Source organism: Nitrobacter sp. TKz-YC02 (genome assembly GCF_049852135.1).
GTDB lineage: Bacteria > Pseudomonadota > Alphaproteobacteria > Rhizobiales > Xanthobacteraceae > Nitrobacter > Nitrobacter vulgaris.
Genome location: NZ_CP180728.1, coordinates 604,123 through 624,276, shown reverse-complemented (window position 1 = coordinate 624,276; position 20,154 = coordinate 604,123). Strand labels below are relative to the sequence as shown.

The window sequence follows — 20,154 nt, the reverse complement described above, 5'->3', positions numbered from 1 at the left end:
CCTGGCGGGCAAGGACGATGACGATCCGTTCTTGCTTCGCTTCAGGAAAATGCCCGCGCCGGCGCGCGTGATCTACGCCCGACGGCGAACCTTCATGGCCATCGCGATCGGCATTGTCGCGTGCCTGCTCTTGCCGCATTCGCTGCGGCTCGTCCCCCGGCTCCTGATCGGCTGGGACGTCTTCGCCGCGTTCTATCTCCTTCTGGTCTTCACCGTGGTATTCGGCAGCGGTGCCGCCCACATCCGTCGAAATGCCCGGATTCAGGACGACGGCCGCTTCGTGATTTTGCTGATGACCGCAATCGGTGCGTTCGCCAGCATTGCAGCGATCGTGTTCGAGCTTGGCGCGCATAACCATAGCGCCCTCGACCTGACACTCGCGATGCTGACTATCGCGCTGTCCTGGGCGGCCGTGCACACCACCTTCGCTCTGCATTACGCGCACGAATACTATCGCGGGAATAAACCCGGAGGTCTGCAATTTCCGAGCGGCGATCAGCGCGAGGACGCAGACTACTGGGATTTCGTCTATTTCTCATTCGTCATCGGGATGACCGCGCAGGTGTCCGATGTCGGCATTACCGATAAGATCATCCGCCGGACCGCGACGGCACATGGCGTGATCTCGTTCTTCTACAACACCGCGCTGCTGGCGCTGATGGTCAATATCGCGGCGAGCGCAATCTGACCGGCATCACGCGGGTAAACAGTTGCAGATCTGGACATTGCCGCGCCACCAAGCAAGATCATGGAGGCACGTCTAATCGTTCCTTCTGGGTGGTTTCCGGCGATCCCGCCCGGCGGCTGGACGATCAGAATATCCTTGCGGTTGCGGTCAAGCTCTGTCCATTACGCTCTCTGCCCAGGAGCCCTCCGCTGGCATGACCGAAACCTTCCTGACATCCCTGCTCGTTCTGACCGTGATGGCCGCATCGGCCGCGCTGGCACGGCGGCTGGTGACGGCGCCGGCCATCGTATTTCTAATGGTCGGCATCATGCTGGCCTTCGTGCCGGGCTTTCCGCCCATCGAAATGCAGCCGGAGAGCGTGCTGCTGATGGTGTTGCCGCCGCTGATCTATTCGGCCGGCGTTTCCATGAGCTGGCGCGAGTTCAAATCCAACCTGCGGCCGATCGCCCTGCTCGCCATCGGCTGCGTCATTTTCACAACCTGTGCTGTCGCCGCCGCGACGCACTGGTTGCTCGGGCTGCCCTGGGGCGTCGGCTTCGTGCTCGGCGCTATCGTCTCGCCGCCCGACGTCGTGGCGCCGCTCGCCATCGCCAAACGGCTGCACCTGCCGCACAGGATTCTCGTCATCCTCGAAGGCGAAGGCCTCGCCAACGACGCCACCGCGCTGATTCTTTATCGTTTCGCGGTGCTGGCCGTCTCGACCGGCGCGTTTTCGCTGCCATCCGCCGCCGGATCGTTCATCCTCATCCTGCTCGGCGAAATCGCGTTCGGCATCATTGTCGGCTGGCTCAGCCTGCGGCTGCGCCAGTGGGCCCATGACGCGCGGGTGGAAATCCTGCTGTCGTTGCTGACGCCTTATCTCGCCTATTGGGTTCCCGAACATCTCGGCGGCTCCGGCGTAATCGCCACCGTCGCCGCGGGACTTTACGTGAGCTGGAACGGACCGCTGCTGATCTCGGCGGCAACGCGGCTTCAGGGCATCTTCTTCTGGGATCTCGCGATCTGGCTGATCGAGGGCGTGCTGTTCCTGCTGATGGGATTCGAAGTCCGGGTGCTGATGGAGAAGGCCAAGGCGGTTCCGGTCAGCGAGGTACTAGTCGCGATCGCATTGACCTCGGCCATCGTGATCGTCGCGCGATTCATCTGGGTGTTTCCGGCCACCTTCCTGACCCGCATCCTAAGCGCGCGGGTCAGGCGGCGCGATCCGACGCCGCCGTGGCGCTATGTCGCCGTCATCGGCTTCACCGGCATTCGCGGCGCGGTGTCGCTCGCGGTCGCCCTCGCTTTGCCGCTGACACTTCCGGGCGGCGAGCCTTTCCCCTACCGCGACCTCATTCAGCTGACGAGCTTCGGCGTGATCTTCGCGACGCTGTTCGGCATCGGTCTGACGCTACCGCCTGTCGTCAACCTGCTCGGCATCTCGCAGCACGGCCACCGTGAAGCGCTGAATGAACGCGAAGCCGAGATCGCGGCGCGGCGCAGCATTATCGAGGCCGCGCGAGGCGCCCTCGACACCATCATCGCCGAACGCAAGCTGCCCGAAGGCCTCGCCAGGTTTCTCGAGGCACGGCACGAAACGCGGATGCGGGCGTTGCCCGATCCGCCGCGCGAGGGCGACGAACATTCGCCGGCGACGAAGGGAGCATCCATGGTGCGAGAAATCATCACCATCGAGCGCGCGCATCTGCACAGGCTGCTGCGCGAAGGCAAGATCACCGACGAGACCCGCCGCCGGATCGAACGCGATCTCGACCTGGAAGAGGCTGTCGTCAACAATCGGGAAAAGAACACGCCGCTGTGAGGAATACGACGAGCGCTCCGTCGATATGACGGCTGAGAAGCCGGCATATTGATCTCACGCGATTCAGGAGACGGCCTTACTCCGCCGCGCTCACCGCTTCGGCCCGCGCCTTGGCGCCGTGACCGTATCGCTGCTCGATGTAATCGATCACCAGCGCCTTGAAGTCCTGCGCGATCGCCGGCCCGCGCAAGGTCTTGAACTTCTTGCCGTCGACGAAGACGGGCGCCGCCGGCGCCTCGCCGGTGCCGGGCAACGAGATGCCGATATCGGCGTGCTTCGATTCGCCAGGGCCGTTGACGATGCAGCCCATGACCGCGACGTTGAGCTGCTCCACGCCGGGATATTGCGCCTTCCAGTTCGGCATCTCGTCGCGGATGAAGTCCTGGATCGATCGCGCCAGTTCCTGGAACGTGGTCGAGGTGGTGCGCCCGCAGCCGGGACATGCCGCGACCAGCGGCACGAAGGTCCGGAAGCCCATGGTCTGCAACAGTTCCTGCGCGACCTGAACTTCCAGCGTGCGGTCGCCGCCGGGCTCCGGCGTCAGCGAGATGCGGACAGTATCGCCGATGCCTTGCTGGAGCAGGATGCCAAGCGCGGCGCTTGAGGCGACGATGCCTTTCGAGCCCATACCGGCTTCAGTGAGGCCGAGATGGATCGCGTAGTCCGAACGCGACGCCAGCGTCTGGTAGACGGCGATCAGATCCTGCACCGCCGAGACCTTCGCCGATAGAACCATTTTGTTCTTCGGCAGGCCGATCTCCTCGGCGCGCTTCGCCGACAACAGCGCCGACTGCACCATCGCCTCGCGCGTCACCGCCCGGGCATCGCGCGGCGCCGCCGAATTGGCGTTCTCTTCCATCAGCTTGGTAAGCAGTTCCTGATCGAGCGAGCCCCAGTTGGCGCCGATCCGCACCGCCTTACCGTACTTAATCGCCATTTCGACGATGTCGGTGAACTGGCTGTCGCGCTTGTTCTTGAAGCCGACGTTGCCCGGATTGATGCGATACTTGTCGAGCGCCTCCGCGCAGGCCGGATGTTCGGCCAGCAGCTTGTGGCCGATATAGTGGAAATCGCCGATCAGCGGCGTGGTGATGCCGCGCTTGCGCAAGCCGTCGCGGATATACGGCACGGCGGCGGCGGCTTCGTCGCGATCCACCGTGATGCGGACCATTTCCGAACCGGCGCGCGACAAGGCTGCGACCTGGGCGATCGTGCCCTCGACATCGGCGGTGTCGGTGTTGGTCATCGATTGCACCACGATCGGCGCGCCACCGCCGACGGCGACATTGCCGACCATCACTTGCGTGGTTGTGTGCCGCGGGCTTGGGCCTGCGACGTCGATCTCCGACGGACTTTCGAACTTGTTCATGGGGCTCAAATATCAGGTTTTCGTAACATCCAGCAACGGATCAATGAAGAGTGAGAGAGCTGTTTCGAGCCAGGGCTGATATTGCCAGGCATCCCCAGCATGAGATAGCCAGTCCCACACCAAAACAAAGAACTTATGAACCCAAAAGCCGACAATTCGCTGGCAAGCATTTAAACCACTGAAAAATTTACGAAAAATGTACGGATAGTCACTTATTCCGTTGCTACGAGTTGGCGACGAGTGTCCCCTGGCAGGGTCATGAAGCATCCATCGTCAAGAACCCTCGTTCCTCATAGCCCCGGCAAGAGCCCAATCGCACGAACTACGGCGCGTTCTGGCAATGGGCGCAGGTGCCGGTAATTTCAACCACGGACAGCTTTGGCGTGAACCCTGTGGTGCGGGCTGCATCGCTCAAGCTCTGGGCCACGCGGCTTGCGGGAATTTCGCCGACCGAGCCGCACTGCTCGCAGATCAAAAACGCCACCATCGCGCTCTCATCGTGGTCGTGTCCGCAGGCCAGGAACGCATTACGGCTTTCGATACGGTGAACCAGGCCGTTTGCTATCAAAAAATCCAGCGCGCGGTAGACCGTGATCGGCGCGGGACGCGGCATGGACTTCGCCAGTTCCTCTATCACTTCATAGGCGCCGAGCGGCCGATGGCTCGACAGCAGCGCCTGCAGCACCTGGCGACGGATAGGCGTGAATTTCTGGGCACGCCGCGCGCAGATTTGCTCCGCGTGGCTGATCGCCTCCGCCGCGCAGCGGTCATGGTCGTGCCCCGGAACGGGGAATGTCGGTCTCGTCACGGTCATTCGATTCACTCATCTAACCCGTTTAAGCCGGTTCTGCTCCCCTTTCAGCAGCATCACCCCGACAATTTTTGGCTCTTGTTGCATCGCAGCATAATGGACCAAGCCAGGCAACGCCGCTGCCGCGCGGAACTACGAGGAGTGACGATCGACGGGGCGATCGTCTTCGTCATCAAGAACGGTCTGCGCTGGCGCGATCGATGCGATGCATCTGAAGGCCCATCGTACTGCGCCAGCCTTTTAACAAGGCCTGTTTACCGACGTATCGGATGCATGAAGGACGGCCTGAAGGACTTGCCGGGTTCAGACGCTCGGGATGCTTGGCGCGCCGCGTCAAGCTACGCTACAGCTTTGTTGCTGCGTTGTATTGTCGATGCGACTGAAATTGATGTCGCTCAGAAAGCGGAATAGCAGCGGATTGAACCGCTCCGGCGCTTCGAGGAAGGGCGCGTGGCCGACACCGTCGATGATATGGCAGCGATGATCCCAAAGTGACCTGTAGGAGATACTTGCCACGTAGTCGAGACGTGCAAACGGCTCCTCAGAACCGTTGACGACGGCAATCGGTGTTAACCGCTTTTCGACGATCCAGCGTTGATCGACGCCTAGCCCAGCTATCAATCCACGGCTCAGGATCTGACGTGCGCGACCGTCCGTACGAGCGATTGTGTCGTGGAACTGCGCCGCGTGCTTCTCCCCGACGCAGACACGCGCGAATCGGCTGATCTCGTGCGCATTCAGTACGCTTTTTGTTGCGAGCAGCAGGTCGCGCTGGATTCGAAAACCGCGGACCATTCCCAGAATACCACGCCTGATGGGCGGCGCTCCGACCAGCATAACACCGGAAGCTTCGAATCCCTGCCCGACCATTTCGAGGCTGATGTGCCCACCCAGCGACCAGCCAACAAGCGCCGCGCGCGTGACATTCAATGATCGTAAAGCCTCGATCAGCGTGGCAGCATAACCGGGAATGGTGTAAGCTTGTCGCAGCTCCAGCGCGTCATCCGATTGTCCGTGCCCGAGCAGATCGATCGCGATGATATGCTGTGTCGTCGCCCACGTTGTTTCGAATTGATGCCGAAATACGTCACGACAGGTCGAATTTCCATGTATAAAAACAACAGGCGTGCCGCTCCCTGAACTTTCCAGGAACGCCATTTGCCCTTGCGATGTACTGATCGTGCGCGACAACATCGCCTACCTCTGTTCTCAGCTTAGGCACGATAAGACGCAAGAGGTGTTAAAGATTTAGGAGACATTGTGAGTTGTTCGGCACCTCCTTCCGAAACCGGCACTGCAGCGGTCGAAGATCAGGAAACCCGCACAGATTATGTGTTGGGTTATTCCGACCGAGAACTTGAGAGGCTTCGCCACCAGGGAGCGTTATTCTCCGATCTCACGCGTGATCTTCTCGTGCGCGCCGGCTTGAAAAAGGCGATGCACGTTCTTGATATTGGTTGCGGCGTTGGCGATGTTTCCCTGATTGCTGCAGACCTTGTTTCCCAAGAGGGAACCGTAAAGGGAATCGATCCGGCCGCCGAGGCGCTGGCGATTGCGCGGATGCGGCTCGATGCCGACGGCAAGCCTTGGGCAAGCTTTTCGCCGGGGACGCTCGAATGCCTTGAAGACTGTTCTCAGTTCGATGCGGTCATAGGCCGATTCATCCTTATCCATCTTGCAAACCCAGCGGAGGCGCTGAGCGCTCTGCGGAACCGGTTGCGGACGGGCGCGATCTTATCGTTCATTGAATTTGATCTGAGTACGGCAGCGGTCCATCCGCCGTTGACGTTTTTCCAACAGTGTATCGGCTGGGTCGGTGACGTTTATCGCCGGAGCGGGCGCCAGCTCGATATGGGGGTAGCGCTGTTCAGTACGTTCCGTGCCGCAGGTTTGACACCGCAGATGGCTGGGCTCACCCGGATAACGACCGCTGACGACGAGGCGGGGATAGACTTCCTGGTCGATTCTGTGCGCAGCCTGCTGCCGGCGATCGTGAAGCTAGGAATAGCGACCGAGGAAACCGTGGAAATCGATACGCTACGCCAGCGGCTTTTGCAGGAGGCCGCTTCCGACGAATATTGCGTTTTCTACCCGCGACTTGTGGGGGCATGGGCAATCGTGCCCTGATCCAAGAGCTTTTAAACGCGAAGCGATGCGTGGAAAAGGCCCACGACCGCCGCAATGCCGTAGGAGCCGGCGACGAAACTTTGTAGCTTCGCCGCCATGACGATCCAGCGCACCATGCCGCCATCACCGAACCCGGCCGCCCCTGTTGAGGCGACGCGGGTTACGCCGATGATGGAACAGTACCTTGAAATAAAAGCGGCCAATCCCGGCCTCTTGCTGTTCTACCGGATGGGCGATTTCTACGAGCTGTTCTTCGAGGATGCCGAAATCGCCTCGCGCGCGCTCGGCATCACCCTGACCAAACGCGGCAAGCATCAGGGCGCGGATATTCCGATGTGCGGCGTTCCGGTCGAACGCTCCGACGATTACCTGCACCGGCTGATCGCAGCCGGCCACCGCGTTGCAGTGTGCGAACAGACGGAGGATCCGTCTGCAGCGCGCAAGCGCGGCAACAAGAGCGTGGTTCGCCGCGACGTGGTCCGGCTCGTCACACCGGGAACGCTGACCGAAGATACGCTGCTCGACGCCAAGGCCAACAATTACCTGCTGGCATTGGCGAGGACGCACGCGTCCTCCGGCGGCGATCGCTTCGCACTGGCCTGGATCGACATCTCGACCGCCGAGTTCATGGTCACCGAATGCGGGGCGGGTGAACTCGGGGCGACGCTCGCGCGCATCAATCCCAACGAGGTAATCGTATCCGACGCACTTCATGGCGATCCGGACTTGAGCGCCCTGCTGCGCGAATTGCCGTCGGTGACGCCGTTGACCCGCGACGTGTTCGACAGCGCGACCGCCGAACGTCGACTGTGCGATTATTTCGCGGTCGCCACCATGGATGGCCTCAGCGCCATGTCACGGCTGGAAGCGACCGCGGCCGCCGCCGCCGTCACCTATATCGACCGCACTCAGATTAGCCAACGCCCACCGCTCTCGCCGCCAACACGCGAGGCGTCCGGCAGCACCATGGCCGTCGATCCCGCCACCCGCGCCAACCTCGAACTGACGCGCACGCTCGCCGGTGAACGGCGCGGTTCACTGCTCGACGCCATCGATCTCACAATGACGGCGGCGGGATCGCGCCTCCTGGCACAACGGCTGGCGGCCCCGCTAACCGACACGGCCGCGATTACACGGCGGCTCGATGCTGTCGCCGCATTTACATCCGACAGCCCGGCACGAGACGACATCCGCACCATCTTGCGGACCGCTCCTGACATGTCGCGGGCGCTGGCGCGACTCTCGGTTGGGCGCGGCGGGCCGCGCGACCTCGCCGGCCTGCGCGACGGTATGCTGGCGGCGGACCAGGCGCTCGCGCGGCTTGAGGAGTTTTCCGATCCACCAGCGGACATCGCCGCGGCGATGCAGTCGCTGCAGCAGCCGTCCTGCGATCTCGCGCGCGAACTCGGTGATGCGCTGTCCGAAAACCTGCCGCTGATGAAGCGCGAGGGTGGGTTTGTCCGCGAAGGCTACGAGCGCGCGCTCGACGAAGCGCGCAAGCTCCGCGACGATTCACGTCTCGTCGTCGCTGCGATGCAGGCGCGCTACGCCGAGGAGACCGGCGTCAAGACGCTCAAGATCCGCCACAACAACGTACTCGGCTATTTCGTCGAGGTGACCGCGCAGCACGGCGACCGATTGATGAGCGCGCCGCTCAACGCCACCTTCATCCATCGCCAGACGCTGGCCGGTCAGGTGCGTTTCACAACATCGGAGCTCGGTGAAATCGAAGCCAGGATCGCCAATGCCGGCGACCGCGCGCTTGGTCTTGAACTCGAGATTTTCGACCGGCTTGCCGAGATGGCAATCCAGAATGGCGACGAGCTACGCAACGCTGCGCACGCCTTTGCGCAGATGGACGTCGCGTCATCGCTCGCAAAACTCGCGATCGACGAGAACTACACCCGGCCGGAGGTTGATACTTCACTCAGCTTCGCCGTCGAAGGCGGGCGACATCCGGTGGTCGAGCAGGCGCTGAAGCGCGCCGGCCATCCGTTCATCGCCAACGCCTGTGATCTGTCGCCAATCCCAAGCCAGACTTCGGGGCAGATCTGGCTGCTCACCGGCCCGAACATGGCCGGGAAATCCACCTTCTTGCGCCAGAACGCGCTGATCGCGTTGATGGCGCAGACCGGCAGTTTCGTGCCGGCGCGCCGCGCGCGCATCGGCATCATCGACCGGCTGTTCTCACGCGTGGGCGCCGCCGACGATCTGGCGCGCGGGCGTTCGACTTTCATGGTCGAGATGGTGGAAACCGCCATCATCCTCAATCAGGCGTCGGAACGCGCGCTGGTTATCCTGGACGAAATCGGTCGCGGCACCGCGACATTCGACGGCCTGTCGATCGCATGGGCGACGATCGAGCACCTGCATGAGGCCAACAAGTGCCGCGGACTGTTTGCGACGCACTATCACGAACTCACCGCGCTCTCAGTGAAGCTGCCACGGCTGTTCAACGCCACCGTGCGGGTCAAGGAATGGCACGGCGAGGTGGTGTTTCTGCATGAGGTGCTGCCCGGCGCCGCCGACCGTTCTTACGGCATCCAGGTGGCCAAGCTCGCAGGGCTGCCGCCGTCGGTCATCGCGCGCGCCAAAGCGGTGCTGGCGAAACTGGAGGCGCAGGATCGCGGATCGACCGTGCGAACGCTGGTGGACGATCTGCCGTTGTTTGCGGTCCCGGCGCGCGCCGCCGGCGAATCCGCACCGCCGAGCGAAACCGTTCAATTGATCGAAGCGTTGAAATCCCTGCATCCGGACGAGATGTCCCCGCGCGAGGCGCTGGAAGCGCTCTATGCGCTCAAGGCGAAACTGCCGAAACAGTAATCAGTGTTGCGATGTCGCGAAATCTCCCCTCCAATATCGATGTTGCCATTATCGGAGCCGGCGCCGCCGGGCTGGGCGCGGCCGATGCATTGAAAGACTCTGGCCTCTCCGTCGTCATGCTCGAAGCCCGCGACAGGGTCGGTGGACGCGCCCACACCATTGTCCCCGCCCCCGGCATTGTCTTCGATCTCGGCTGCGGCTGGCTGCATTCGGCCGACAGGAACTCCTTCGTTCCGGTCGCAGGCAAGCTCGGCTTCGAAATCGACAAGACACCACCCCCATGGCGCAAGCGCGGCCTTGATGCCGGATTTCCGATGGCCGAGCACGAGGACTTCCTCGCGGCGCTGGATGCATTCGACGAACGCCTCCAGAAAGCAGCGAAGAACGACGCCGATGACTCCGCCAGTCGCTATCTCGAACAAGGCAACCGCTGGAATCCGATGATCGACGCCATCTCGACCTATGTGAACGGCTGCGAACTCGACGGCGTCTCGGTTCGCGACACGAGCACCTACGAAGATACACGGATAAACTGGCGGGTGCGCCGCGGCTACGGCACGCTGATCGCGGCCTACGCCAAGCCGTGCCCGCTGGCGCTGGACACGCGGGTTTGGCGCATCGATCATTCCGGCCGGCGTATCCGTATCGAAACATCGAAAGGCGAGCTGTCCGCGACGCAGGTAATCGTCACCGTACCGACCAACCTGCTCGCGAACGAATCGATCCGCTTCCATCCCGAGCTGCCCGCAAAAGTGGACGCCGCGGCCGGCCTGCCGCTTGGCGTCGACGACAAGGTCATACTGGCCCTCGACGATCCGGAAGGCATGGTGCCAAAGGACGGCAACCTGAGCGGCGCCATGCGGACGAAGATGGGAACATATCACTTGCGCCCGTTCGGCCAGCCCTGCATCGAGGGATTTTTCGGCGGCAGCTTCGCGCGCGAACTGGAAGACGCTGGCGATGGCGCATTCGCCGCGCAGGCGATCGACGAGATCGCGGCGCTGCTCGGTTCCGGTTTTCGCAGCAAGCTGAAGCCGCTCGCGGAATCGCATTGGGCCAGCGATCCTTTCGCGCAAGGCGCCTACTCCCACGCCCTGCCTGGGCATGCCGGCGACCGCGCCGCGCTGGCCGCGCCTGTTGACGGCCGGCTGTTTTTTGCCGGCGAAGCCACTTCACCGAACTTTTTCTCCACGGCGCACGGCGCACGTGACAGCGGCGAGCGGGCGGCGCGGGAGGTGATGAAGGCGGCAGACTTGGCGAAACGCTGACCCCCCAGCGTCAAAGTCTGCGGCCAACACGCTGCCCGGCGTCATCGGCAAGGCAATACGAACGGCACGAAGAAATCGGGACAGCTTGCGGGTGCGTTGGAGCGGACCAACAACTTTCTCGTGCCGGTTATTTCCTCCGATACCGTCGTGCGTTTGTTGGACCGGTCGAGCTGAACGGGTCTGCCCTTGCAGACGTCACGATGCCTCCAACCGTTTTCTATCGAAGGATCGCGGCGCCCGCGCCATGACTGTCCCTTTTCGATACAAAACGTCGCACTCGTGATGTGCGAAATGCACATTTTAACCCTTAATTAACGATGGACCTTGAAGACGGCGCGCCGACTTGCTTTGATCAGGACATGAGCACGATCCTGATCGAACTCCGGCCGGCCAAGGTCGCGGATGCATCCGCGATCGCAGCAACCCACGACGAGTCCTGGCGTTCGGCCTATCAGGGCATCATCCCCGGCGCGGAGCTGGAAAAGCTGATCAACCGGCGCGGCCCGCACTGGTGGGACAGCGCGATCCGCAAGGGCAGTCGTATCAGCGTTCTGGTTTTCGGCGAGCAGGTTGCAGGCTATGCCAACTACGGCCGCAACCGCGCCCGCAGCCTGCAGTACGAAGGCGAAATTTACGAGCTTTACCTGCGCCCCGAATTCCAGGGCTTAGGCTTCGGCCGGCGGCTGTTCACCGCGGCGCGGCGCGATTTGATACAGAGCGGGCTGAAAAGCATGGTGACCTGGGCGTTGTCCGACAACGAGCCGGCGAGGGAATTCTACCGCGCGCTCGGTGGCCGCATGGTCGCCCGCTCCTCCGAGAGGTTCGGGCCGAAGTCGCTCGACAAGATGGCGTTCGCCTGGACGAGTTAGAAGCCCGATCTCTGATCGTCATTCTTCAGCTCTCGGTCAATGGCGGGCATTGCCATTCGAAATAACGGCATCGCTTGCGCTCGCCTAGGCGAATAACGGCATCGCTTGCGCTCCCCCTGTGACGGCTATCCATCGTTTTTTGGAAGACTTTTCTCGAAGATAGATAGATACGCGCGTCAAGCCAGCGTATGACGACCATGTGTTGACCGACGCTCTTCAATCACGGAGCCCCAATGCGTATCGACGCGATCTCGATCGGACCTAATCCGCCGCATGAGGTAAATGTCATCATTGAGGTGCCCGTCGGCGGTGAGCCGATCAAGTACGAGCTGGACAAGGATGCCGGCACGCTGGTGGTCGACCGGTTTCTCTATACCGCGATGCGCTATCCCGGTAACTACGGCTTCATCCCGCACACGCTTTCGCAAGACGGCGACCCCTGCGACGTCCTCGTCGCCAACACACGCGCCATCGTGCCGGGTGCCGTGATGTGCGTGCGGCCCGTCGGTGTGCTCTTGATGGAGGACGAGGCCGGAGGCGACGAGAAAATCATCGCCGTCCCGACGTCGAAACTGACCCAGCGTTATGACAGGGTAAAAAACTACAGCGACCTGCCGGATATTACGTTGCAGCAGATCCAGCACTTCTTCGAGCACTACAAGGATCTCGAACCCGGCAAATGGGTCAAGGTGCTGCGCTGGGGCAGCGCGGACGACGCCCGCAGACTGATCCTGGAGGGCATCGCACGGGCCGGGGGAGCGTAATCAAGCGTCATCCGCCGGCAAGGTCTTCGAAGAACGGCGCAGCTAGCGTCGCACGCGCATCCGTAAACCCAGAAACGATCTGGTCAGGCAACGACGGTCCCTTGGCGCTCATACCTTCGGCGCAGGCAGCCCACTGATCGCGCAGGCCGCGCGCAGCGTATTGACCAGCAGGCAGGCCACCGTCATCTGCCCGACGCCGCCGGGAACCGGCGTCACCGCGCCCGCAACCTTCATCGCCTCGTCGAATGCAACGTCGCCTATCAATCGCGTTTTGCCCTCGGTTGTCGGCACACGCGTGATGCCGACATCAATCACGGTCGCGCCCGGCTTAAGCCAGTCGCCGCGCACCATTTCAGCCTTGCCGACCGCCGCATAAACCAGATCGGCGCGGCGACAGAGTTCGGGCAGGTTGCGGGAGCGCGAATGCGCGATGGTCACCGTGGCGTTTTCATTGAGTAACAACTGCACCAGCGGTCGTCCTACGAGATTGGAACGGCCGATCACGATGGCGTCCAGACCTTCGAGCGAGGAATGCACGCTTTTGGTCAGGATGATGCAGCCAAGCGGCGTGCATGGCGACAGGGCTGACAGACCGCCTGCGAGGCGCCCGGCATTGTAGGGATGCAACCCATCGACGTCCTTCGCCGGATCGATGGCGGCGATGATCGCCTCGGTATCAAGCCCCTTGGGGAGCGGCAATTGCACCAGAATGCCGTGAACGGCGGCATCCGCGTTCAATTCAGCGATCAGCGCCAACACATCGGCCTGCGCGACGTCCGCAGGCAGCATGTGCTCGAACGACGCCATGCCGGCGGCCTGGGTCTGTTTGTGCTTGCTGCGGACGTAGACTTCGCTCGCCGGATCGTTGCCGACCAGCACCACGGCGAGACCCGGCGTCAGCCCGTGGTCACGCTTCATCCGCGTCACCTCACCGGCCACCTGCGCACGCAAATCGGCGGCGATGACTTTTCCATCGATGATATTGGCCGCCATGCTGATCCTCAGTTCGGGCTATTTCGATTGAGCCGCCGTCAATTTACGCAGGGCGTCGCCGAGTTGAACGGGGTCGCCGTCGACAGCGACCTGCTTCAGCCGCGACGTCGCTCCCGCAAGTATCCGGACGTCGATTTTCCGCACACCCAGCGCCTTCGCCAACACCGCCATGACAGCGCGGTTAGCCTCGCCGCCGTCGGCAACGGCGCGGACGCGAACCTTCACCACCGGCCGGCCGTCGGCCAACATTTCAATGCCGTCGATCCCGTCGCGGTCGCCGCGCGGCGTCACCCGCAGGGCGATGCTGAGGCCCTGCGAAGAATACCGCCACGGCTCCATCAGGCCGCCGGTCAGAACACGGCAGGATAGATGTAATAGGTGATGACTCGCTGCATGAACAGGATGATCAGAATCAGAATGATCGGAGAAATGTCGAGCCCGCCGAGATTCGGCAGCAACCGACGGACCGGCGCCAGCAGGGGTTCGGTGATCCGCTCCAGAAACTCAGCCACCGCGCCGACGAACTGATTGCGAGTATTCACCACATTGAATGCAATCAGCCATGACAGGATCGCCGAGGCAATCAGCAGCCAAACATAGAGGTCGAGGATGATAAGGACGATATCCAGTATGGCTCGCATGGCGGATTGGCTCGCGGGTTTGATCGTGAATACGACCAGTGGAGTGAATTTGACGTTCGCGACTTATTTGCCAGGGTGTTCGATTCTGGCATTCGCAGGAACGCTCGGTGAAACCGGATGCGAATGTCAGGATCTGACCACCGGTATCTGGTGTGACTGCAATTCGGATGTTCCTTCACCTTGCCAAAAGTCCGTCAAGAGAACCTCCGAATTGCAGCCACACTAGGAGTATTGGTCTCCCGTGTCCCCTAGAATTCGAAGATTCGCCTTGTTACGCAGCCACGGCAACGAGCTTCGAATTTGGAACGCGAGCCTAAATACCGTTTCGGTTCCCGCTAAACAAGGGAACGCAGGGCAAATGAGGATTAAAGAGCCGATTCGCGCTGTTTTCGGCCGTTCTTGACTTGCCGTTGGCGAGGATTGTAAATGGCGGCGTTTCGGTCGCAGCGCCCATTTATTCGCCGCTGATCGCAGACGGGGCCATAGCTCAGCTGGGAGAGCGCGTCGTTCGCAATGACGAGGTCGGCGGTTCGATCCCGCCTGGCTCCACCATCGATTCCTTCAAGAGAACCGTTCTTCAAGACAACCGTTGCCGCGAACAGATCGGCGCTAAAGCCGTCGTCCCGCGCGAATTTTTCGAGAACGTGAAGGTCTTAGGCGACGCTGGCGGTGGACGTCATGATCGCCGCCTCCGCATTTGGAATCCGGCCACCCCCCACAGGACGAAGTCGCGCGGGAATAACCGAAGCAGAAACGGGATCACCTTGGTCCCGAGGCCGGGCAGCACGGCCCTTTTATTGGCCATGAGGCCGCGGTAGCCGTCCTGAGCAACATCCTTGGCGGAAACATTCAGGATCGCAGAGTCGAAACCGGGCGTCACGCCTGCCCGCGCCTGAAATTCCGATGGTACGGGGCCGGGACAGATCACAGTGACACGGACGCCGCGGGGACCGAGTTCGCCCCGCAGCGCTTCGCTAAACGACAGGACATAGGCCTTCGACGCATAATAGACTGCCATGCCGGGACCCGGCATGAATCCTCCAATCGAACCGACGTTGAGAATACCGCCGCGCAGCCGGATCACGCTTGCGACGAAACGCAACGTCAGATCCGTCAGCGCCCGGATATTGAGGTCGATCATCGCAAGCTGATCGGCGCGATCCAGTTCGGCGGCGCGGCCGAACAATCCAAAACCGGCATTGTTCACGAGATACATGACCTCGACGCTCTCGGCGGTGAGCGCCGCAGCGATCCGATCTGCCGCATCGGCCTCCCCGAGATCGCAGGGGATCACGATCGGAGAGATGCGGCCCGATGCGACGATTTCAGCCGCAAGCGCGTGGAGGCGGTCGGCACGCCGGGCGACCAGGGCCACCCGGTGCCCGTGCGCGGAGAACACCCGTGCCAGTTCGGCGCCGATCCCGGAGGAAGCGCCTGTTATCAATGTCACCGGATGGGTCACGATCTGCACTCTTGAATGGTTAGAAGATAACACGATCAACCTTCGGCGCGACGACGGGGCCTGCCAGCTTATCGCGCTACCCTCAGTTCTGCTTCGCACGTTTGCCGATCAGGTCGCAGGATCTGGCGCTGAACTTTTGCTGCCGACGCGATGCTTGAGTTCGATACGATCGCGCGATGAAATGGCCAGAAGATCAGCGGCGCGCCACACGACATTCTCCTCGAATTCGCTGACGCGGCCGTCCGCATATACCAACTCCCACATCATTTCGACGATACGCAAGCGATCTTCATCATTCAGCGAGCGCATCAGCACACTGGTGAATTGATAAAGATCGACCGCCTCGCCTTCCGCCAGCGTCGCAGACGTGATCAACTTGTTGGCGGTGCCGGGATCTAATCCGAAACGGGTTTCGATCAACTCGTGTAGTTTGCGGATTTCCACGTCGGACGGCTCGCCGTCGAGCGAGATGACATGGATGAACAGCGCGGTCGCCGCAAGCTTGCAACCGGTTTCATCGAATGATCGATGGTCCGGTGCTTCGGGCGATATGACGTCGATGATGAAATGGCGCAATCTATCAAGCATTGGTCCGCCTACCGCAATGTTTGGAATGTCGCACGAGTGCGTTCATAAGCGCACGGAAGAGAAATATGCGCCATCCGCCAGAGTTTCTCGTAGCCGGATTACACACGTTGACAAGACTCAGCCCGCGGTTGGGTTACTAGCCGTGCTCCGCCGCGGTCTGCGCCGACGCCGCGGTGGTGCCAGCGAGCAAGGGAAGAAGCGATAAAATGACGGCGAAACGGATCATTGGCGTTCCATCAAGTCAAGGTGACATCTGCCTGTATCGACGGCGACCGTCGGCACCAATATCTGCGGGATCGAACGATGAAAGAGTGGTGCCGCTTGCGTGACTCGAACACGCGACCCCATCATTACGAAGGGCGAATTCGTCGAGTCTGTGCAATTAACGCCTTAACGTTCCTGTGCTCTCAAATCCTCGTCGTGACGAGGTTTTTCAAGGGTCGGACCATACATGGAGGGTTTAATCGAGTCCACCCAAGTGAACGGCCGCGAACTCCTCGGAATTCTAGAAGCTGCAACCGAGAGGTAACCGGCGGAGCCGCGCCGTAGACGCGGCAGCGGCGGGCGAACCGCCGCCCGAGGCGCGTGGTGAGCTCAAACCATCTCGTTCATCGGCGGCGCCCCCGGCCCGACTGCTTCGACGACGCCATGCGCAATATGGCTGTGGCGATAGCCGTAGCCGAAATAGATCAGTAGACCGAGCGCACCCCAGATCGGCAGCACAAGGATCGAGGTCAGCGGCAGCGACAGATAGAGCACGACACAGCCGATGATCGCGAGCGGCGCGATCACCCAGAGCGCCGGGGTGCGAAACGGACGCTGGCGGCTCGGGTCGACCCATCGCAGCACCATTACAGATATCGCGACCATGAAGAAGGCGAACAGAGTGCCGGAATTCGAATAGTCCGCGAGCTTGCCGACCGGCAGAAAGGCCGCCGCGACCGTCGCGCCGACGCCCGTAACCATGGTCACCACATGCGGCGTGCGATAGCGTGGGTGCACCGACGCCAGCCGCTCGGGCAGGAGCCCGTCGCGTGCCATCGTGAAGAAGACGCGGGTCTGGCCGAACATCATCATCAACACGACCGATGGCAGTGCGAGCACCGCGGCAAGGCCAACCAGCCGCCCGACGCTTGGCCATCCGATCGCGTCGAGCACGTGCACCAATGCTTCCCTCGAGCAAACCAAGGGTTCGACCGCGCCAGCGGAGACAATTGCCGCGCACCGACCAGCGATCTCGGCCGATCCAGGCGCCAGCGGCACGCCGCCGCTCAACTCCGGCTGCCCGCCGATCGCCCCGATCGCGCCAATCGCCACCAGAAGATAGAAAAGCGTGCAAATCAGCAGGGCGCCGATCAGGCCGATCGGCACGTTGCGCTGCGGGTCCTTGGTCTCCTCGGCAGCGGTCGAGACGGCGTCGAAGCCGACATAGGCAAAAAAGATGGAGGCTGCGGCGCCGAATACGCCCGCGCCTCCGGTCGGCATGAACGGCTCGAAGTTCTCCGCCTTAAGGACCGGGATCGTCAGAGCGATGAAGGCCGATAGCGCGGCGATCTTGATCGCGACGAGCACCGCGTTCACCCGCGCGCTCTCGGTCGTGCCGATGATCAGGAGCCACGTTACTAAGATCGACACGATGATGGCGGGCACATTGATCCAGCCGCCTACCTGGATGGCCTTGAGTAGGTCGGGCGTCGCCGCAGCGCCGAATGAGAGCTGCACCTTCGCCATCAGCGCGTCGGCATTGCTGATGAGCGATGGGAAACCGATGCCGAGCCCCCGCAGCAAACCAACGGCATGATTAGACCAGCCGACCGCGACCGCGCTCGCGCCCACCGCATATTCGAGAATAAGTCCCCAGCCCACCATCCAGGCCAGCAGCTCGCCCATTACCGCGTAGGTGTAGGTGTAGGCCGATCCCGAGACCGGGACCATCGAGGCCAGCTCCGAATAGCAGAGTGCTGCAACCGCGCACACGAAGCCCGCGACGCAGAAGCTGAGCAGCATTCCAGGTCCGGCCTTCTGCGCGGCTTCAGATGTCAGCACGAAAATTCCCGTGCCAATCACCGCGCCGATACCGAGCATCGTGAGTTGGAATGCACCGAGCGTGCGGTGCAGGGATCGCTTCTCGGCGGTGGCAAGGATCGCATCGAGCGGTTTCACGCGCCGGAAAAGCATGTAGCGGTCCCTGTCGGGCGACATGGGCGCCGCGACTCAGCTCCTGATCAACACCATTCACTTGGCAAAATGGAGACCATGGCGCGCGCTCGCCTGTCAAGTGAGATATCGGTGCCGAGACTTGTGCGTCGAAGCAAAAAAGTGAGTTTTGCCGCAACTCTTGCGTAGTGAACGACCACGATGCTCGCCAAGTCGCTATCGCACCCTCCAAGGAGCTGCAATTCGAACTCCACGTTTTGGTCGAGAGTCAAAGTTGCGCCTCCGACTGGAAAGCTGACACCAAATCGTCCAGAACCATTCCGAGTAAAATCCGCGAGCAACTCGCTTCGGTCGTCAGCACAAACCTGATGCCGCTCTTGCTGGGAGTACACTCCTGGGCCCTAAGGCAGGTGTTACTGGATACCGGAGCCGCATGTCGCGCTGGCACGTGAAACCTTTCGGAGCATCGGGGTTTGCATTTGCTGGGAGTATGGCAGTGAAGCGCATCCTGCGACCGATCATTTATGGACTGGCCGCCCTCTATTTCTTGGCAGATGCGGCTTTTATGACCAGTGCCAAACCGATATCGGACTGGCTTGCGAAGCATGTGGTGCTGAGGCAATTGTGCGTCTGGATCAGATCGTTACGTCCCTACCCGTCGTTGGCGCTGTTTCTGGTACCGGTGATCATTCTGGAACCAGTCAAACCGGTGGCGGCCTATTTGGCTGCCACCGGTCGGATCACGAGCAGTGTCGTTACATTGATCGTCGGCGAGCTCGTAAAGCTCATTTTGGTCGAACGCCTGTTCCGCCTTACCCGGGACAAGCTGATGAAAATTTCCGCCTTTGCCTGGGTGTACATTAAATTCCGAGAAGCCAAGAAATGGCTGAGAAACACTGAGGCCTGGAAGGCCATTCGCCGAATAAGCAAGTTTGCCCGTCGGTATCTAGCCGATATGAAGAAATCCGTCGCAGGGGCGTTTCGGTAAATCTTGACGGTGGTAGGCGTGCGATTGTCGCTGCAGATCAAGGCACATGACAGCAAACGCCTCAAGTCAGGCACCGGCCTGTCACGCCATTTATCGAAGTGCAACGTTCGACAGCGGCCCACTCGACGCGATCGGACTCGCCATTCCCGTTCGGATGACTGTGTCCGCTTGAAGAGAGTAGAGCGACTTTGAGAAAACGACTAGCGGTGACTCCTAAGAGGCGCTACCCTCAACGCTCGTTATACCGACGCACGGCCGATCTTAAGAGCTTTCGTAAAGCGGGCATCGTAACTGCGCCATGACTACTCCTTCGAGCGGCGGTCGCACCAAGCTGCGCCCAAATGGTGGTGACTCACCTGAGCCGCCGCGTCTCCGTTCGGTTGTCCGGATCAGCATTGACCGCGAGGCACTTGCCGCCCTCGACAAGCAAGCCCTTGCCGCCCAGCTCGGCGTCGGCCTCGTCGCAGGCTGGCTGGCAAGCTGGATTGTCGGCGGTAGTGGGCTGCTGCGATACGCGCTCACTGGAGTTGTCGGCTCATTCGTAGGCACGCTTCTGTTAGATCGCCTGGGCATCGAACTTGGCATCCGGAACCCGCTTGCCAGCCGGATTGTCACGGCAGTTATAGGTGCAGTGCTGGTGGTACTGGCTGCGCGGCTTGTCGCCTGAGTTCAACCATCTCACCTCGGGCTCACCGGTGGGTATGAGTGATGCTGGAGCTGCTGCCTTGGCCGGACGCGCCCGACATCCTCCCAACCGAGACCTCGTAGGGCAAGCGAATCTGTTTCGCTGGAACGGACTCGGCTG

Annotated in this window: 18 protein-coding genes and 1 tRNA gene; 10 read left to right on the top strand and 9 right to left on the bottom strand. The window is 61.5% G+C overall.

What is annotated here, in order from left to right; genetic code table 11:
• Position 1 precedes the first annotated feature (1 nt).
• Both ACM561_RS02930 and ACM561_RS02925 read left to right on the top strand, forming a co-directional pair.
• Positions 2 to 688 (top strand): DUF1345 domain-containing protein, encoded by a 687-nt coding sequence (locus tag ACM561_RS02930; protein ID WP_425909621.1) that lies wholly within the window; start codon positions 2 to 4, stop codon positions 686 to 688.
• A gap of 193 nt (positions 689 to 881) precedes the next feature.
• The gene (locus tag ACM561_RS02925) at positions 882 to 2,489 is read left to right on the top strand and encodes a Na+/H+ antiporter (RefSeq protein WP_425907909.1); all 1,608 of its coding nucleotides are present in this window, start codon (positions 882 to 884) and stop codon (positions 2,487 to 2,489) included.
• A 76-nt stretch (positions 2,490 to 2,565) separates the two neighbouring features.
• Here the strand turns inward: ACM561_RS02925 and ispG are convergent, their stop codons facing one another.
• The 3 genes from ispG to ACM561_RS02910 all read right to left on the bottom strand — a co-directional run bounded on the left by ispG (position 2,566) and on the right by ACM561_RS02910 (position 5,863).
• The gene (ispG, locus tag ACM561_RS02920) at positions 2,566 to 3,858 is read right to left on the bottom strand and encodes a flavodoxin-dependent (E)-4-hydroxy-3-methylbut-2-enyl-diphosphate synthase (protein ID WP_425907907.1); all 1,293 of its coding nucleotides are present in this window, start codon (positions 3,856 to 3,858) and stop codon (positions 2,566 to 2,568) included.
• A 322-nt stretch (positions 3,859 to 4,180) separates the two neighbouring features.
• Complete coding sequence (locus ACM561_RS02915; protein ID WP_425907905.1) at positions 4,181 to 4,672, bottom strand: Fur family transcriptional regulator; 492 nt, start codon at positions 4,670 to 4,672, stop codon at positions 4,181 to 4,183.
• A gap of 330 nt (positions 4,673 to 5,002) precedes the next feature.
• Positions 5,003 to 5,863 (bottom strand): alpha/beta fold hydrolase, encoded by an 861-nt coding sequence (locus ACM561_RS02910; protein WP_425907904.1) that lies wholly within the window; start codon positions 5,861 to 5,863, stop codon positions 5,003 to 5,005.
• A gap of 219 nt (positions 5,864 to 6,082) precedes the next feature.
• Here ACM561_RS02910 and ACM561_RS02905 point away from each other — a divergent pair, with 219 nt between their 5' ends.
• The 5 genes from ACM561_RS02905 to ppa all read left to right on the top strand — a co-directional run bounded on the left by ACM561_RS02905 (position 6,083) and on the right by ppa (position 12,520).
• Positions 6,083 to 6,796 carry a class I SAM-dependent methyltransferase gene (locus ACM561_RS02905; RefSeq protein WP_425907902.1) on the top strand — a complete coding sequence of 238 codons (714 nt, stop codon included), beginning with the start codon at positions 6,083 to 6,085 and terminating at the stop codon, positions 6,794 to 6,796.
• 96 nt (positions 6,797 to 6,892) lie between these two features.
• Positions 6,893 to 9,619 (top strand): DNA mismatch repair protein MutS, encoded by a 2,727-nt coding sequence (gene mutS / locus ACM561_RS02900; RefSeq protein ID WP_425907900.1) that lies wholly within the window; start codon positions 6,893 to 6,895, stop codon positions 9,617 to 9,619.
• A gap of 11 nt (positions 9,620 to 9,630) precedes the next feature.
• Positions 9,631 to 10,887 (top strand): flavin monoamine oxidase family protein, encoded by a 1,257-nt coding sequence (locus tag ACM561_RS02895; protein ID WP_425907899.1) that lies wholly within the window; start codon positions 9,631 to 9,633, stop codon positions 10,885 to 10,887.
• A gap of 359 nt (positions 10,888 to 11,246) precedes the next feature.
• A complete protein-coding gene (locus ACM561_RS02890) occupies positions 11,247 to 11,756 on the top strand; it encodes a GNAT family N-acetyltransferase (RefSeq protein WP_425907897.1) in 510 nt (169 codons plus the stop codon).
• Between the two features lie 233 nt (positions 11,757 to 11,989).
• Positions 11,990 to 12,520, top strand: coding sequence for an inorganic diphosphatase (ppa, locus tag ACM561_RS02885; protein WP_425907895.1), 531 nt, complete (start codon positions 11,990 to 11,992; stop codon positions 12,518 to 12,520).
• 108 nt (positions 12,521 to 12,628) lie between these two features.
• Here the strand turns inward: ppa and folD are convergent, their stop codons facing one another.
• The 3 genes from folD to ACM561_RS02870 are packed head-to-tail and all read right to left on the bottom strand — an operon-like array spanning position 12,629 to position 14,154.
• Positions 12,629 to 13,513, bottom strand: coding sequence for a bifunctional methylenetetrahydrofolate dehydrogenase/methenyltetrahydrofolate cyclohydrolase FolD (folD, locus tag ACM561_RS02880; protein WP_425907894.1), 885 nt, complete (start codon positions 13,511 to 13,513; stop codon positions 12,629 to 12,631).
• Positions 13,514 to 13,531: 18 nt separating this feature from the next.
• Positions 13,532 to 13,852, bottom strand: coding sequence for a DUF167 domain-containing protein (locus tag ACM561_RS02875; RefSeq protein WP_425907892.1), 321 nt, complete (start codon positions 13,850 to 13,852; stop codon positions 13,532 to 13,534).
• Positions 13,853 to 13,863: 11 nt separating this feature from the next.
• The gene (locus ACM561_RS02870) at positions 13,864 to 14,154 is read right to left on the bottom strand and encodes a YggT family protein (protein WP_425907890.1); all 291 of its coding nucleotides are present in this window, start codon (positions 14,152 to 14,154) and stop codon (positions 13,864 to 13,866) included.
• A gap of 476 nt (positions 14,155 to 14,630) precedes the next feature.
• On the opposite strand from ACM561_RS02870, the gene ACM561_RS02865 reads away from it, so the two are divergent.
• Positions 14,631 to 14,706, top strand: a tRNA-Ala gene (locus tag ACM561_RS02865).
• A 124-nt stretch (positions 14,707 to 14,830) separates the two neighbouring features.
• On the opposite strand, the gene ACM561_RS02860 is transcribed toward ACM561_RS02865, so the two are convergent.
• The 3 genes from ACM561_RS02860 to ACM561_RS02850 form a co-directional block, all read right to left on the bottom strand.
• Entirely contained in the window at positions 14,831 to 15,616 is a 786-nt protein-coding gene (locus ACM561_RS02860) for an SDR family NAD(P)-dependent oxidoreductase (RefSeq protein ID WP_425907888.1), read from the bottom strand.
• Between the two features lie 108 nt (positions 15,617 to 15,724).
• Positions 15,725 to 16,204 carry a TerB family tellurite resistance protein gene (locus ACM561_RS02855; protein WP_425907886.1) on the bottom strand — a complete coding sequence of 160 codons (480 nt, stop codon included), beginning with the start codon at positions 16,202 to 16,204 and terminating at the stop codon, positions 15,725 to 15,727.
• 594 nt (positions 16,205 to 16,798) lie between these two features.
• Complete coding sequence (locus ACM561_RS02850) at positions 16,799 to 18,406, bottom strand: amino acid permease (RefSeq protein ID WP_425907885.1); 1,608 nt, start codon at positions 18,404 to 18,406, stop codon at positions 16,799 to 16,801.
• A gap of 445 nt (positions 18,407 to 18,851) precedes the next feature.
• Here ACM561_RS02850 and ACM561_RS02845 point away from each other — a divergent pair, with 445 nt between their 5' ends.
• On the top strand, positions 18,852 to 19,349 hold the full coding sequence (locus tag ACM561_RS02845) for a hypothetical protein (RefSeq protein WP_425907883.1): 498 nt from the start codon (positions 18,852 to 18,854) through the stop codon (positions 19,347 to 19,349).
• Positions 19,350 to 19,647: 298 nt separating this feature from the next.
• Entirely contained in the window at positions 19,648 to 20,016 is a 369-nt protein-coding gene (locus tag ACM561_RS02840) for a GlsB/YeaQ/YmgE family stress response membrane protein (protein ID WP_425907881.1), read from the top strand.
• The last annotated feature ends 138 nt before the right edge of the window (positions 20,017 to 20,154 follow it).

Bases quoted from the DNA above. Each gene is read 5' to 3' on its own strand.
- ACM561_RS02925 (WP_425907909.1), top strand. From the start codon at position 882: ATGACCGAAACCTTCCTGACATCCCTGCTCGTTCTGACCGTGATGGCC.
- folD (WP_425907894.1), bottom strand. From the start codon at position 13,513: ATGGCGGCCAATATCATCGATGGAAAAGTCATCGCCGCCGATTTGCGT.
- ACM561_RS02850 (WP_425907885.1), bottom strand. From the start codon at position 18,406: ATGTCGCCCGACAGGGACCGCTACATGCTTTTCCGGCGCGTGAAACCG.
- ACM561_RS02870 (WP_425907890.1), bottom strand. From the start codon at position 14,154: ATGCGAGCCATACTGGATATCGTCCTTATCATCCTCGACCTCTATGTT.
- ACM561_RS02915 (WP_425907905.1), bottom strand. From the start codon at position 4,672: ATGACCGTGACGAGACCGACATTCCCCGTTCCGGGGCACGACCATGAC.
- mutS (WP_425907900.1), top strand. From the start codon at position 6,893: ATGACGATCCAGCGCACCATGCCGCCATCACCGAACCCGGCCGCCCCT.
- ACM561_RS02855 (WP_425907886.1), bottom strand. From the start codon at position 16,204: ATGCTTGATAGATTGCGCCATTTCATCATCGACGTCATATCGCCCGAA.
- ACM561_RS02845 (WP_425907883.1), top strand. From the start codon at position 18,852: ATGGCAGTGAAGCGCATCCTGCGACCGATCATTTATGGACTGGCCGCC.
- ACM561_RS02875 (WP_425907892.1), bottom strand. From the start codon at position 13,852: ATGGAGCCGTGGCGGTATTCTTCGCAGGGCCTCAGCATCGCCCTGCGG.
- ACM561_RS02840 (WP_425907881.1), top strand. From the start codon at position 19,648: ATGACTACTCCTTCGAGCGGCGGTCGCACCAAGCTGCGCCCAAATGGT.
- ispG (WP_425907907.1), bottom strand. From the start codon at position 3,858: ATGAACAAGTTCGAAAGTCCGTCGGAGATCGACGTCGCAGGCCCAAGC.
- ACM561_RS02895 (WP_425907899.1), top strand. From the start codon at position 9,631: ATGTCGCGAAATCTCCCCTCCAATATCGATGTTGCCATTATCGGAGCC.
- ppa (WP_425907895.1), top strand. From the start codon at position 11,990: ATGCGTATCGACGCGATCTCGATCGGACCTAATCCGCCGCATGAGGTA.
- ACM561_RS02910 (WP_425907904.1), bottom strand. From the start codon at position 5,863: ATGTTGTCGCGCACGATCAGTACATCGCAAGGGCAAATGGCGTTCCTG.
- ACM561_RS02890 (WP_425907897.1), top strand. From the start codon at position 11,247: ATGAGCACGATCCTGATCGAACTCCGGCCGGCCAAGGTCGCGGATGCA.